Origin of the sequence: Nostoc sp., assembly GCF_036916575.1 — a bacterium.
Taxonomy (GTDB): domain Bacteria; phylum Cyanobacteriota; class Cyanobacteriia; order Cyanobacteriales; family Nostocaceae; genus Nostoc.
The window spans coordinates 1-14,479 of sequence record NZ_JBALGC010000110.1 but is presented as its reverse complement, the minus strand read 5'-3'; the positions used below and the strand labels follow the sequence as shown (position 1 = coordinate 14,479).

13 protein-coding genes and 1 pseudogene are annotated in these 14,479 nt (G+C 41.0%); 10 read left to right on the top strand and 4 right to left on the bottom strand.

Going from position 1 to position 14,479, the window contains the following annotated elements:
• The first annotated feature begins 217 nt into the window (after positions 1–217).
• The 4 genes from V7L29_RS24735 to V7L29_RS24720 all read left to right on the top strand — a co-directional run bounded on the left by V7L29_RS24735 (position 218) and on the right by V7L29_RS24720 (position 5,254).
• Positions 218–1,927, top strand: a complete 1,710-nt coding sequence (locus tag V7L29_RS24735; protein WP_334689194.1) for a DEAD/DEAH box helicase — start codon at positions 218–220, stop codon at positions 1,925–1,927.
• Between the two features lie 19 nt (positions 1,928–1,946).
• On the top strand, positions 1,947–2,987 hold the full coding sequence (locus V7L29_RS24730) for a hypothetical protein (protein ID WP_334689195.1): 1,041 nt from the start codon (positions 1,947–1,949) through the stop codon (positions 2,985–2,987).
• 53 nt (positions 2,988–3,040) lie between these two features.
• Entirely contained in the window at positions 3,041–3,220 is a 180-nt protein-coding gene (locus tag V7L29_RS24725) for a hypothetical protein (RefSeq protein ID WP_334689199.1), read from the top strand.
• A gap of 576 nt (positions 3,221–3,796) precedes the next feature.
• Positions 3,797–5,254, top strand: coding sequence for a transposase (locus tag V7L29_RS24720; RefSeq protein WP_334737105.1), 1,458 nt, complete (start codon positions 3,797–3,799; stop codon positions 5,252–5,254).
• A 9-nt stretch (positions 5,255–5,263) separates the two neighbouring features.
• On the opposite strand, the pseudogene V7L29_RS24715 reads toward V7L29_RS24720, so the two are convergent.
• Together V7L29_RS24715 and V7L29_RS24710 are read right to left on the bottom strand one after the other, a co-directional pair.
• Positions 5,264–5,539, bottom strand: a pseudogene (locus V7L29_RS24715) (IS982 family transposase); the annotation flags it as partial.
• A 253-nt stretch (positions 5,540–5,792) separates the two neighbouring features.
• Positions 5,793–5,984 carry a hypothetical protein gene (locus V7L29_RS24710; protein WP_334737103.1) on the bottom strand — a complete coding sequence of 64 codons (192 nt, stop codon included), beginning with the start codon at positions 5,982–5,984 and terminating at the stop codon, positions 5,793–5,795.
• A gap of 405 nt (positions 5,985–6,389) precedes the next feature.
• Here V7L29_RS24710 and V7L29_RS24705 point away from each other — a divergent pair, with 405 nt between their 5' ends.
• The 3 genes from V7L29_RS24705 to V7L29_RS24695 all read left to right on the top strand — a co-directional run bounded on the left by V7L29_RS24705 (position 6,390) and on the right by V7L29_RS24695 (position 11,457).
• Complete coding sequence (locus tag V7L29_RS24705; protein ID WP_334688155.1) at positions 6,390–8,042, top strand: adenylate/guanylate cyclase domain-containing protein; 1,653 nt, start codon at positions 6,390–6,392, stop codon at positions 8,040–8,042.
• 229 nt (positions 8,043–8,271) lie between these two features.
• Positions 8,272–9,639 carry an NAD-dependent succinate-semialdehyde dehydrogenase gene (locus tag V7L29_RS24700; protein ID WP_334737114.1) on the top strand — a complete coding sequence of 456 codons (1,368 nt, stop codon included), beginning with the start codon at positions 8,272–8,274 and terminating at the stop codon, positions 9,637–9,639.
• Between the two features lie 174 nt (positions 9,640–9,813).
• On the top strand, positions 9,814–11,457 hold the full coding sequence (locus V7L29_RS24695; protein ID WP_334688156.1) for an acetolactate synthase large subunit: 1,644 nt from the start codon (positions 9,814–9,816) through the stop codon (positions 11,455–11,457).
• A 260-nt stretch (positions 11,458–11,717) separates the two neighbouring features.
• Here V7L29_RS24695 and V7L29_RS24690 read toward each other — a convergent pair whose 3' ends face one another.
• Positions 11,718–11,972: a hypothetical protein gene (locus V7L29_RS24690; protein ID WP_334737102.1), complete on the bottom strand. Its 255-nt coding sequence runs from the start codon at positions 11,970–11,972 to the stop codon at positions 11,718–11,720.
• Between the two features lie 46 nt (positions 11,973–12,018).
• Complete coding sequence (locus V7L29_RS24685; RefSeq protein WP_292723056.1) at positions 12,019–12,255, bottom strand: hypothetical protein; 237 nt, start codon at positions 12,253–12,255, stop codon at positions 12,019–12,021.
• A 215-nt stretch (positions 12,256–12,470) separates the two neighbouring features.
• Between V7L29_RS24685 and V7L29_RS24680 the strand changes: the two genes are divergently transcribed.
• The 3 genes from V7L29_RS24680 to V7L29_RS24670 all read left to right on the top strand — a co-directional run bounded on the left by V7L29_RS24680 (position 12,471) and on the right by V7L29_RS24670 (position 14,342).
• On the top strand, positions 12,471–13,580 hold the full coding sequence (locus V7L29_RS24680; protein WP_334737101.1) for an ATP-binding protein: 1,110 nt from the start codon (positions 12,471–12,473) through the stop codon (positions 13,578–13,580).
• Positions 13,581–13,582: 2 nt separating this feature from the next.
• On the top strand, positions 13,583–13,804 hold the full coding sequence (locus V7L29_RS24675) for a hypothetical protein (protein ID WP_334688021.1): 222 nt from the start codon (positions 13,583–13,585) through the stop codon (positions 13,802–13,804).
• Between the two features lie 250 nt (positions 13,805–14,054).
• Complete coding sequence (locus V7L29_RS24670; RefSeq protein ID WP_334688020.1) at positions 14,055–14,342, top strand: GIY-YIG nuclease family protein; 288 nt, start codon at positions 14,055–14,057, stop codon at positions 14,340–14,342.
• The last annotated feature ends 137 nt before the right edge of the window (positions 14,343–14,479 follow it).

Genomic DNA, 14,479 nt, shown 5'->3' with positions numbered 1-14,479 from the left:
GGCTCTTGTTCCTAGAAAAATACGTTTAAGTTTGGTCAACTGGCTCGGTTTTAGTTTCCAGTTTACGTGTATCAGATGAAAAAAGTTTATTAATACGATAGAAATTCCAGTAGATTTTATATAACTTCACTGTATGTAGATTTAACAGTTTTATTATGGGGGAAGATCGCTGTTAGGTGTCTGTGGAGTGGTCAAAAGTAGCTGGTAGGGGCGCATCATGGAGAAAAACTATACATTCAAATTCAATTCTGACACTGCCTTTGAAGCCCTGAAAGCTGGGAAATACGACCCGCTCAACTTCTACGAGGCGCGTTTAAACCTGTTCAACCTCTCCGTAATGGCAGACTATGACCAGCTAATTTGCCTGCCAACCCTCACTGCTATTGACAAATACTGGTATCAGATTGAAACAGCCCGAAAAGTACTTAGACAACTGGGTGGACGTGCATTGCTTGCGGATGAAGTCGGATTGGGCAAAACCATTGAAGCGGGACTAATCATAGCCGAATACTTAGCTAGGGGTATGGTACAGTCCATGCTGGTGTTAACTCCCGCATCCCTAGTTTCGCAGTGGCAATCAGAGTTAAGTGACAAATTTAATATTGCTACTATCACCACAGATAACCGTGATCCGCAACAACCGATAGACGAATTTTGGACGAATAATCCCCGAATTATTGCTTCATTAAACACGGCTAAATCTGCTAAACATTATCCCCATGTCACCAGTCGCACTTGGGACTTGGTAGTTGTTGATGAAGCCCACCACCTGAAAAATCGCACTACCCTCAACTGGAAACTGGTCAACGCCCTCAATAAGCGCTTTATCCTCATGCTCACTGCTACGCCAGTGCAGAACTCCCTTGTTGAACTGTTTAATCTGCTCACCCTCCTCAAACCAGGATTACTACAAACAGAAGCCGCTTTTAAAAAAGAATACGTAGATTCCAGAAATGGGCGAGTTCCTAAAAATCCCGAAAAGTTACGCTCTCTCATGCGGGAAGTCATGGTACGAAATACCCGCGCCCTAGTAGATGTCAAACTGCCCAAACGCTTCGCCACCACAATTACCGTTACTTCCCAAGCAGGTGAGGAGAAACTTTACCAGGACTTGAGCGAGTATTTACGTTCTTCAGAGGACAAACTAGACAGACTCTCCCGTACCAATTTGCTAATGCGTGCTGGTTCATCCCCTGGTGCTTTGGCCGACTCCCTCAAGCAACTGACTCTTCGCTTACCCGATGAAGAACTGAAGTCTTTAGCAAGACGAGCAGCCCAGGTGAAGCACGTCGAGAAAGCAAAAGTATTGGTAGAGATGCTCTCAAAATCTTCCCAGAAAACCTTGGTCTTCACAACCCATAAAGCAACTAGCACCTATTTGGCTAAAACTCTGCTTGCAGCAAATATCCCCTTTGCAGAATTTCAGGGTGGGATGTCCCTTAAACAGAAAGATGAGGCTATAGCCGCATTTCGGGATAATGTTTCTGTACTCTTAGCATCGGAAACAGGGGGAGAGGGACGTAACATTCAGTTTGCGAACGCGATCGTTAATTATGACCTCCCCTGGAACCCAATGAAAATAGAACAGCGCATTGGTCGTATCCACCGCATTGGACAAACCCAGGATGTTTTTATTTTTAACTTTTGTCTCAAGGGCAGTATCGAAGAGTATATTCTGCGGATCTTGCATGACAAAATTAATATGTTTGAACTAGTGGTCGGAGAGATTGAAACAATTTTAGGGAACGTGGATGATGAATTTGACTTTAGTGAAATTGTTATGGATATCTGGCTCAAGCATCAAGTCAAGCCCGAATTAGATACAGCCTTCGAGCAATTGGCAGATAATTTGTTGAAAGCCAAAAACCAGTATCAGCAAATTCAAGAATTGGATGAACAGATTTTTGGCGAAGATTTTGAAGCTTGAGAAATTGATTTGACTGAATATGTTATCAGACCCAATTATTGCTACCTTAGAAAAAATTGTTTCTCTGCATGATGGAATAGCAGAACCTGCTGGAGAACACATTTTGAATGTGTTGTTGACTGAAAATATAGCATCGCTGCTTTCGCTCCCAGAAGAAGTTACTTTTACTACTATTGCTGATGTACCCCAAAGTATTTTTGTTACTTATCATTCAGAAGTCTTAAATAAGCTATCTGAACTATTAGCTGTTAAAGGACTTATTAGTGCGTTGGGTGTTAAAATCGATGGACATCTGAAAAACACAGGCTTTGAGAAAATTTTATTGGAGAGACTCGCACCTCAAAATGGCTTAATTCGTTTTTTAGATGCTAAACCAGAAATTACTCGTTACATCTTGTGTAATGTGGCTTACACAGCTCAGGCTTCCGAAAAAAGGATTGGTTTAGTTTCGTTCATTATCAATGAAATAACAGGAGTAACACCAGTAGAAATTGGTGATGCTTTGTTTTGGGAGTCTGACCTAATGACTATGGAGCATCAAGAGACACCATTGGCGATCCCAATTGAAGATTTGTTGAGGTTAATCGAACATCAAAGTGCAATATTGATTGGAAAATCTCTAGATAATTGGCAGGCTAAATTAACAAGAGCAAGAGCTAGGGATGAAGAAAGACTCAAGGATTATTACAACACGATTAGCGACTCGATTCGCAACAAGATTGAGTTAAAAAAATTGATTGGTGATGAACTAGATTTGGAATTAGCACGAATTGAAGCCACTAATAGAGAGTTAGAGAGAAAATTGTTAGATATCCAAGAGCGTTATGCAATGAGTGTAGAAGCTTGGTTGCACAGTGCAATGATTATCCATCTCCCTACGGTACATATTCAGTGTGAGTTGCAAAGGAAGAAAGCGAAACGGACTGTAACAGCAGTTTGGAATCCGTTCACTAAAATTCTTGAGCCGCTTCGTTGTGAATTATCAGGAGAACCTGTTTACAATTTCTATTTAGATGACAAGTCAGCCAAAATTATCTCACCGACAGTTTGGAGAAAGTAATTGGTGAGATTGACGCTACTAAAACAAAGACTGTATATTTTCAGATAGATGCCATGACAACCAATTTACCTATGAAATTGTCACACTTGCCCAACAGTTTACCATTAGATGGTGCTGTCCGCATCGAGCTAGTAGAAGGAGTGCCGATATTTCGAGCTTCCAGCTTAGTACAGGGGGTAAAAATAGCGAAGACACATTTTACGGCCACGCGAACATTGAAAACCCTGCTGTGAAAGAGTTACAGAAATAAAATCGCTCTTGTCACCAAAAAACGGAGAAAAAGCTTATTTTGGCTGTACCAGTAAAAGTCTAAGTTATTTGGCACAGGGTTTTGTCACGTAGCCAGAAGGGTTTCAGCTTCTAAAAATTAGAGGGGTTCAAATGGTACGAATAAAAGTAGCGAATCTGGCCTGTCAAATTCTAATTTTTAGATGAAAGTCATTTTTTTTCTGAAACATAGTCTGAGTATGATTTTCAGACGACGCATGGCGGCAAAATGCACCTTGGCTACTTTTAGCCCAACCTTCAGTAGATCCTGAGTCTCCCCAAGCTACAATTCAAACGATTACCCGTCGCATCACTCAGTCAAAAGTTTGAGAAAATCCCCCAAAGTGGAAACAAGTGCAGACACTCTTGAAAAGGCTGGAAGCCTTAGTTACAGATGAAAAAGATTTTGACCAAACAAGTTCTCAGTCACAATGATTATTGAGAAGCTCATTTTTGGGGATCTCGATAAGGCATCTTCACAGAGTTTATGAGGTATGAGAGCTAATACAAATTATTGAATTCTGTACTGAAAAGTTGACGGGATGAAAGCTAGTAAGGTATCCAGTGAAGTGTCAAACACTGATAGTTGTATCAAAATTCTATTTTTATCAGCCGAGCCTACTGAAGCATCAAGGTTACGGTTAGGTGAAGAGTTACGAAATATCCGTAAGAGATTGCAATTAGCTCAATTCCGAGAGAAATTCTTGCTAGAGTCACGTGAAGCTGTGCGTCCAAGTGATATCAGCCAAGCGCTCTTGGATATCAATCCTCAGATTGTGCATTTTGCTGGACATGGTAAAAGTACGGGTGAACTTTGTTTTGAAGATATATTAGGAAAAGTACATCCGATACAACCTGATGCTTTAACAGCACTTTTTAAGTTGTTGGCTGAACAAGTTAATTGTGTAGTTTTAAATTGCTGCTATTCAGAAATTCAAGCTAAAGCTATTGTTAAACATATTCCATATGTTGTTGGTATGAATAAAGCAATTGGAGATACAGCTGCCATTGCATTTGCCGTTGGTTTCTATAAAGCAGTAGGAGCGAAGCGTACTATTGACGAAGCTTTCAAATTTGGTCGAGTAGAACTCCAATTACTGGGAATTTCTGAACATCTTACTCCTGTTTTGCTAAAAAAAAGGAACAAGAAAAGAGCAGTTAAGAAATTTTCTGGAATAGGTAATTTTAAACAGACAGAACAAGACGGTTATAGCATTACGGAGATAACAAATTCCCCAATGACTGTAAATCAAGAACAAAAGTCAACTAAAGAAGAAAGATTAATCTATGCTATGGCTGGCAGTGTTGCTAAAGTTGACATACCAAAATTAAAAGCTATTGTAGCCCTTCTACAGGAAATTACTAAAGATACTTCTATAAAAATAGTTGATATTGAGCAAGGAAGCCTTAAAATAATCCTAGAAGGTTTGCCAAAAAGTATTGAAGAAATTGAAGTTTTATTCAAATTAGGACATTTGGCTGAAGTATTAGGAATTGCAGTCGAAGACGTTCAAATTTTACCTGCTACGACTTTAAAAAATGGCCAAGATATAGAAAATGTTGAGAGACAACGATTAGCATTTATCATTGCTAGCACTGTTTCTGAAATAGATATACAAAGATTAAAAAATGTCTTGAGTGCAACTGCATATAGTAGTGAAGAAAAAATAACTTCTTACACTTATGTTACTCAAGTTTTGGTTCCTAAACTTTGGCCAGGTGCGTGTGTAGTTATGGATAACTTCAGTTCCCATAAGGTTATAGGTATTAAAGAAGCAATTGAATCTGTTGGGGCAAAATTAGTTTACTTGTCTCCTTACTCTCCTGATTTTTCACCAATTGAAAACTGTTGGTCGAAAGTGAAAGAGTTTTTGCGTTCCCAAGCTGCTAGAACATATCAAGAGTTAGATGAGGCTATTACAAATGCCCTCAATGCAGTCACAAAAAAAGACATTATTGGATGGTTCACCCACTGTTGTTACTATATTGCACTCAACTGAGAACTGCTATAAATCATTAATTAACATTGAGAGCCTGTGTAATCTCCGATTAAATCGTGATTTTTCCAACATTCTCACGATCAAATTATGGTCTTTCATGTAAGCACAAGCTTTACTCTGATTACCACTAAAGAAGATTGCCGCAATCAGTGCCGTTGTAATAATTTCTGCATCACTCATTTCACATCGAATATCATCTTCATGCCCGTAGGCGTAGCCCGCCGCAGGCATCGCCGTCAATAAGTCATCAGTGATAGCATAGATGGCAATAATTTCATTAAGCATATTCCCCTCCCATTTGTATTCCTGGAGGGGATTTTATTTCTTTTTGACACCAAGGTGCGAGCCTAAATCAGTAACTAGTACAGCACGGCGGAAATAAACCAAGTATTAGATAGCTAAAACTTTACCCTTATATGTCCACTTAAAAGGTTTAGCCATTGTCTGATTAAAATAGTGCGCCAAGTCGTTCAGAATCTTGTAATTTTTGAACCACTGATAATTCGGTTTCCTGTGTCTCTAACCATCTGTTTCGCCATCAACCAGCCATATCTAGACTAATATCTAATATTCGGGCAATTTCGCCGTTATTTTTCCCTAATGATGCCAGGATAATAATTTTGGCTCGGATGACGATTTGCTGTGCTGTCTTGTGTCGGTTTATCAACTCTTGCAGTTCATTCCCCTCACTATCACTCAAACTTAATTCTTTTGGTGCTAATCTTGCCATACCCTGGATTCTTTGTTACCGAAAAAAGCTTTTAATCTACTGGCTTAATTATCCCATATAATACTCGGTTTATTTCCGCCGCACACTACTAGCCCATTTGCTCCAGGAAACCCCTCTTTGAAGTTCACAGCGGTAGCTTTTGCCGCTCTGACAACTCTGGACAGTGCTGAACTCACTGCGCTGGCTCACAAAATTTAAAATTTAGTGGTTCCCCTTCACAATGGGATTCAAACCCCCTCTGAACTGAATCTCTAGGAAAATTGTCTCCTTAAATGTAATATCTGTCACATACAGTTGTCGGAATGCAGTTAACAGTGTCATAAACAAAAGGTGAAGGTTAATCTGTAGGGTATAACTTATCTCACAGATGCTTGCACCTTTAGCTTCGATGAATCTATCACACTCATGACTGAACTCACGCTACGCCTACAAGAGGGAGATACCGACACAACGATCGCAGTTGAGCAAGATGTATTTACAATTGGCCGTTTGCCGGAATGTAACTTGTACTTACCTTTTGCTGGAGTATCCCGCAACCATGCTCGCCTTGTGAAAACGGCTGACGGTGTGTGGACTATTGAAGATCTGGGTAGCAAAAACGGGACGCAAGTCAATAAATATCTTGTTAGCTATCCCCAAGAGTTACATCACGGCGATATCCTTTGGCTGGGCAATGTTAGCCTGGTAGTGTTGCTCACAAGCGCTGTTTCACAATCGACACCTGAGTATCCCGCAACTTTGGACACTAATGAGCAAAGAACAATCCTTCACAATGTCGAACAATTGCAACAGCAATGGATTGCACCTGATAGCAAAGATGGCAACATCAATAATAAGGACAAAACCATTGCCCGTCTCAAAGACTTAGTAGATATAGCTAAAAATCTCTGTGCGGCGGCATCTATAGAAGAGATTTTTTCCCAAGTGCAACAAGTGGTTTTTCGTTACCTTGATAGTATTGATCGCTTGGGATTATTAATTGATGTCAATGGTTCCGGCCAGTTAGAATTAGTGAATGCTGCCACTAGAAATATTTCTCAAAAGAAACAACTTCCCTCTGATGGTAGTTGGATTAGTCGTAGTATCTGTCAAAAGGTATTTGACGAAAAAGTTGTTATTCAAACTGCTGATACCCATCAGGATGAACGCTTTGCTAGTGAACAAAGTATTTTAGTCAAAGGCATTCGTAGCGCGATGGCGGTGCCTTTATGGGATGAAAATAAAGTTGTGGGCGTACTGTATGCCGATGCCAATCTTTCTTCTTACCATTGGGCAAACGAAGGCGAAGAAGAACTCAGCTTTTTTTCAGCTTTAGCAAACCTTGTGGCTTCTAGCGTGCAGCGTTGGCTATTAGTAGAGAAACTCAAAACTGAAGAGATGATTCGTCACCGACTAGAACGCTACCATTCTCCAGCAGTCGTACAGCAGTTGATATCTATAGGCGGATTACCAAGTGGTCGTTTAGCTCCCACCGAGAGCGAAATCAGTATTTTGTTTGCAGATTTGGTTGGCTTTACGGCAATTTCTGAACAGTTAACACCAACTGCGATCGCTCAACTCTTAAATAATTTATTTGAAGAAATGCTAAAAGAAGTGTTTACTTGGGGCGGCACTTTAGATAAGTATATTGGCGATTGTATTATGGCATTTTTTGGCGCTCCAGAACCGCAACTAGATCACGCCGATCGCGCTGTTAGTGCTGCCAAGGGAATGCTCACTCGTCTCAAACATCTTAATGCCAATGGTTTTTGGCACGAACCTCTTCAATTACGTATTGCGATTAATAGCGGTAAGGCTGTTGTGGGAGATGTCGGTAGTTCCCAAAGGGTTGATTATACAGCATTAGGCGGGACGATTAATCTTGCTGCTCGTATGGAAGTAGTTTGTCCCCCTAGTGAATGCGTGATTAGTGAAGCCACCCACAAAATGCTTTCACGACCCTCAGATTTCCAAGAAATGGGAGATTATCGTTTCAAAGGTATTGAGCGATTAGTAAAGGTTTATCAGACAAATTTGCAGCAAGTGCCAACAATTATTAGTCCAATCATTAATTTTTAGGGATGGTGCATTGAAAAACAACTAACTAATGACTAATGACAATTGTAAATTTTAACAATATAAATACACAGTAAAATTGTATATTTTATTTAAAAACTAATTGCGAAATTGTAATATTAAGCAACTAATTCTGGGTTAAAAGACTAAAATTTGGGTGTAGCTTCCAAAATTGATCTGTGTAACACTAGGAAGCCTACCTGAAGCTATTTATTTAACGGGAGGTCAGGTAATGGCGATCGCCACCATTAATCCCGCCACTGGGGAGACTTTTCAAATATTTGAGCCGCTCAACGATGTAGAAATCAACGCTAAACTCGATTTGGCTAATCAGGCTTTTGAACACTATCGCCAGACTAGTTTCTCTCAACGATCGCACTGGCTGCAAAAGGCTGCTGATATTTTAGAGCAAGACAAAGCAGAATTTGCTGAGTTGATGACTCTAGAAATGGGTAAGCCATTTAAAGCTGCGATCGCGGAAGTCGAAAAATGCGCCGTCGTCTGTCGCTACTATGCTGAACACGCCCCTGATTTTCTAGCTGATGTCAGTATAAAAACTGATGCCAACCAGAGTTTTGTACGTTATCAACCAATGGGTGCGATTCTCGCGGTGATGCCGTGGAATTTTCCTTTTTGGCAAGTTTTTCGCTTTGCCGCACCAGCTCTAATGGCAGGAAATGTCGGCTTACTCAAACACGCTTCCAACGTGCCGCAGTGCGCCTTGGCAATAGAAGATATTATCCGACGGGCAGGTTTTCCTGAAGGTGCTTTTCAAACTCTATTAATAGGTGCTGCCAAAGTCGCCGATTTAATGGCTGATGACCGCGTAAAAGCTGCCACCTTGACAGGAAGCGAACCAGCAGGCGCATCCCTCGCCGCCGCCGCCGGCAAACAAATTAAAAAAACTGTTTTGGAATTGGGAGGAAGTGATCCATTTATTGTGTTAGAAAGTGCTGACTTAGAGACAGCAGTTGTCACAGCTACTACAGCACGGATGTTGAATAACGGGCAATCATGTATTGCAGCGAAACGTTTTATTGTCGCAGAAGCGATCGCAGATAAATTTGAAAAATTGCTTTTAGAAAAATTCGAGGCGCTGAAAGTAGGCGATCCCATGCAACCAGATACCGATTTAGGCCCACTGGCAACTCCTGATATTCTCCAGGATTTAGATCAACAAGTGCAAAATGCGATCAGCAGCGGTGGTAAAGTCCTCACCGGTGGACATCCTTTATCAGATCGTCCAGGGAACTTTTATCCGCCAACGATTATCATAGATATCCCCACTGACACACCAATAGCAAAAGAAGAATTCTTTGGCCCAGTAGCTTTGCTATTCCGGGTTCTAGATATTGATGCTGCCATTAAACTCGCTAATGACACACCCTTTGGCTTAGGTGCAAGTGCTTGGACAACCAACGACCAAGAATGCGATCGCTTGGTTAAGGAAATCGAAGCAGGTGCCGTGTTTATCAACGGTATGGTCAAATCTGATCCCCGATTGCCCTTTGGCGGCATTAAGCGTTCTGGATATGGCAGAGAATTGAGTATCCAAGGTATACATGAGTTTGTCAATGTTAAAACCGTGTGGGTGAAGTGATTAGGGACTAGGGACTGGGGATTGGGTATTGGGTATTGGGATTAACAGGTATTAGGTTTTAGGCATCAGAAATATTTTCTCAAAAGTCAATTCCTAATCCCCAATCCCTAGTCCCCAATCCCTAATTCCCAATCCCTAGTCCCCAGTCTTATTCGTTGCTAGTTAGGAAATAAGATGAATACAGCAGAATTATTGGTGCAGTGCCTAGAAAATGAAGGAGTGCAATATATTTTTGGACTCCCTGGCGAAGAAAACCTGCACGTTTTGGAAGCGCTAAAACATTCTTCCATTAAATTTATTACAACTCGTCATGAACAGGGTGCAGCATTCATGGCCGATGTCTACGGACGCTTAACAGGAAAAGCTGGAGTGTGTCTTTCTACTCTTGGGCCTGGGGCAACCAACTTGATGACTGGGGTAGCAGATGCTAACCTCGATGGTGCGCCCTTAGTGGCGATTACTGGTCAAGTGGGAACAGATAGAATGCATATTGAATCCCATCAATATTTAGATTTGGTGGCAATGTTTGCACCTGTTACCAAGTGGAATAAGCAGATTGTGCGACCAAGTATTACACCAGAAGTAGTGCGGAAAGCATTTAAGCGATCGCAATCTGAAAAACCTGGCGCAGTTCACATTGATTTACCAGAAAATATTGCTGCCATGCCCGTTGAAGGTAACCCTTTGCGTAAGGATAATAGCGAAAAAACTTATGCATCTTTTGCTAGCATTCGGGCAGCCGCCGCCGCAATTTGCCAAGCAGTTAACCCATTAATTTTAGTCGGAAATGGGGCAATTCGCGCTCATGCCAGTGATGCAGTCACGCAATTTGCTACCTTACTGAATATACCTGTTGCTAATACCTTCATGGGTAAAGGCGTGATTCCCTACACACATCAACTAGCTTTGTGGTCAGTGGGATTACAGCAAAGAGATTTTATTACCTGTGCCTTTGATAACACAGATTTAGTAATTGCGATCGGCTATGATTTAATTGAGTTTTCCCCCAAGAAATGGAATCGCAATGGTGAAATTCCGATTGTGCATATTGGGGTAAGTCCGGCGGAGATTGATAGTAGTTATATACCCAACGCTGAAGTAGTGGGAGATATTTCCGATTCCCTGTATGAAATTTTAAAATTAGCAGATAGACAAGGTAAACCCGATCCTCTTGCTATTAGCTTAAGGTCAGAGATTCGGGCTGATTACGAACAGTATGCCCATGATGACGGATTTCCGATTAAGCCGCAAAAGTTAATTTATGACTTACGCCAAGTGATGGGCCCAGATGATATCGTCATTTCTGATGTTGGCGCACATAAGATGTGGATGGCTCGTCATTATCATTGCCATAGTCCCAATACTTGCATAATTTCCAACGGCTTCGCAGCTATGGGTATTGCCATTCCTGGCGCTTTAGCAGCAAAACTGATTCATCCCAAGCGCAAAGTTGTTGCTGTAACAGGCGATGGCGGTTTTATGATGAATTCTCAGGAATTAGAAACAGCCTTGCGTGTCGGTACGCCCTTTGTCACCATAATTTTTAATGATGGTGGCTATGGGTTAATTGAGTGGAAGCAGGAAAATCAATTTGGCAAAGGAAACTCATCTTTTGTGCATTTTAGCAATCCTGATTTTGTCAAATTAGCCGAAAGTATGGGTTTAAAAGGCTACCGAGTTGAATCAGCTTTAGATTTGATTCCCACACTCAAAGAAGCTCTCGCTCAAGATGTACCCGCCGTGATAGATTGTCCCGTGGACTATCGGGAAAATCACCGCTTCAGTCAAAAAGCCGGCGAGTTGAGTTGTGCGCTGTAAAAATTAGAGACGCGATTAATCGCGTCTGTACAAGAGTTAGGAGTTATTTATTCCTAACTCCTTATTAATTCAGGACTTACGCACTCAAAACCTGAAACCTCGATCCCCCCTAACCCCCTTTAAAAAGGGAGGGATCTCAAAAGCCCACTTTTTAAGGGGTTGGGGGATTTCTTATGCGTAAGTCCTATAATTTCTACTCCTTTAGTGTTTTGGTAGGTGCGTTACGCCAAAAGCTAACGCAGCGCTTTACTTCACTTTATTTATAGATATATTTCTCCTTTTTCTTTGCGTCCTCTGCGTCCTTTGCGGTTCGTAAAAAAAATCACGAAGCTCAAAGGTTCATTCACGAGTATCAAAGACTCATTCACTAAGCTTAGAGGTTCATCGACAAAGCTTAGAGGTTCATCAACGAAGCTTAGAGGTTCATCGACAAAGCTTAGAGGTTCATCGACAAAGCTTAGAGGTTCATCGACGAAGCTTAGAAGTTCATCAACGAAGCTTAGAGGTTCATTCACAATGAGTTATAATCAATAACTTCTAACTCATTACTGATTTTTACTCCTAATTAATTGTCTTTTGGTCTAAATTTGTGCTTTCTTGCTTTTGAGCAATATCTTCTACTGCTTTGCATTGCCTTTTGTCAATATCTGACTTAATAATGAGTCCCTTAGTATTGAGCGATATTTCAACTTGGTATTGACCATTCACCATATTAATCGCAGCGTAAGTTACTGTACCAAACATCATCACTCCGCAAAGTGATAAGATAATTTGCAGAATTCCCAATTCTCGTTTCATTTTTAAAGCCCTTAATTCCTTACATTTCCATTACAACTTGGTGCTGGTTGAGAACGGAGTTGAGAAATAGTCACCCATTAGACGAGTTGTAATTGATTATCGGTTAAGTTCAAGATGACTATAATTTCATAGGGTGCAAGACGTTATCGCTCAACAGCAAGGCTATTTAGCTAGTATAAAAATCTGATATACTCACAGCAGTTTCTCGATGAGGAATGATGGCGCGATCGCTCCGAGTAGCCCCAGAGTATATTGAAAAAGTCAAGTCAGCACCTCAGCGTAACGGCTATCCCAGCCAACAGTCCTTAGCTACTGACACAGGATTTTCTCTCTCCACAGTCAAAAGCTTTCTCACTGGCAAACCTGTTGACTATCTAAATTTTGTAGAACTTAGCAAAAAACTGGGGTTCGAGTGGCAAGACATTGCATACAAAGAACCAGAAACTCAACCGCCTAAACCTCAGCCAATTAACGGGGAAGCATCACCCTTCATCACTGGCGCACCCATCACCCAGCCGCGTTACTTTTTTGGACGCGAAAAAGAATTAAAACGCCTCTTCAACTTACTCAAACGCCATCCCCTACAAAACGCCGCCATTATCGGTAAAAAGCGCAGTGGTAAAACATCCCTGCTGCACTACCTAAAAAATATCACCACCACCCTAGCAGAACAGTTGCGTCCTGAGCAAAAATCTGACTGGCTACCGCATCCAGAAAATTACTGTTGGATTTTTGTAGACTTGCAAAATGCACGAATGCAAAGTCGAGATGGGCTGCTAAAGTACATCCTAGAATCACTGAAGATGCAAATGCCGACACCTTGCGATTTAGATCGTTTCATGGAGATAGTCAGCGATAATTTGCATTCTCCCACAGTCATTTTATTAGATGAGATTGGCGTTGGCTTGCAACGCTGTTCAGAATTAGATGATGGCTTTTGGGAAAGTTTGCGGTCTTTGGCGACTAACCACACAGGCGGAAATCTAGCATTTGTCTTGGCTACCCCCGAATCACCAATAGAACTAGCGCGAAACACAGGACACAGTTCACCTTTTTTCAATATTTTTGGCTATACCGCATATCTGGGAGCATTAACTGAGACAGAAGCGCAAGAATTGATTGCAAGTTCGCCGATTGCTTTCACTGATGAAGATGTAGAGTGGATTTTGACAATAAGTTGCTGCTGGCCACTGTTGTTGCAAATTCTGTGTAGAGAAAGATTATTTAACTTAGAAGAAGGGGAGAATGATGATAATTGGCGTGAGGAAGGATTACGACAAATGAAATCATTTACTCATTTATTAGATTCAGAAGTTGCAGAGTAACTATGAAAGCACATCGAATTGAAACAACATTAACCGAAGACGGAACTTTAATAATCAAGGACTTACCATTTCAGGCTGGGGAAGCTGTTGAAATTATCATTCTAGAAACTCAGACTCGTCCCCAAGAAGCGAATTTGTATCCTTTGCGTGGCAAACAGCCTTACCGTTATGATGATCCTTTTGAACCTGCTGTGCTTCTCGAAGATTGGGAAGTCTTGCAATAATAAATCTAATTTGTCATTGCGAATGGAGCGAAGCGGAATGTTCGCCCTTGGCGTTCCCGAAGGGTAGCAATCTCAGCCATTGTGATTGCTTCTCTACGAGACGCTCCGCGTAGCTTGCTTCTCCGAAGGAGTACGCTCCGCTCGCAATGACCGTAAATATTTTTGTCCGTCTACTTACTTATAATTTTGCAATGACAAATATCACAAAAATTTGTTATGAGTGAGTTTCTATCAAAAATAAAGATTAGAAATGAGCAAGCAATATTATTTGTATATTATGACGAATAAATATAATACTGTGCTTTATACAGGAGTAACAAACGATTTACAAAGGAGAGTTGATGAACATAAAGAGAAAACAATAGAAGGATTTACCAAGAAATACAACATTACTAAATTAGTTTATTATGAAGTCTTTGGAAATGCATATACAGCAATTAGTAGAGAAAAACAGATTAAGGCAGGTTCCAGACAAAAGAAAATTGATTTAGTCAATAGCATCAATCAAGAATGGAAAGATTTATATAATGAGTTGTAAATCTTGCTGGTATCATTGCGATCGCACCAAAGCAAAGCTCAGTAATCCTAGCCCTTGCGATTGCTACCCTGCGGGAACGCCAAGGGCGAACATTCCGCTAGCGCTGCATTCGCAATGACAGATTATGTCATTGCGAG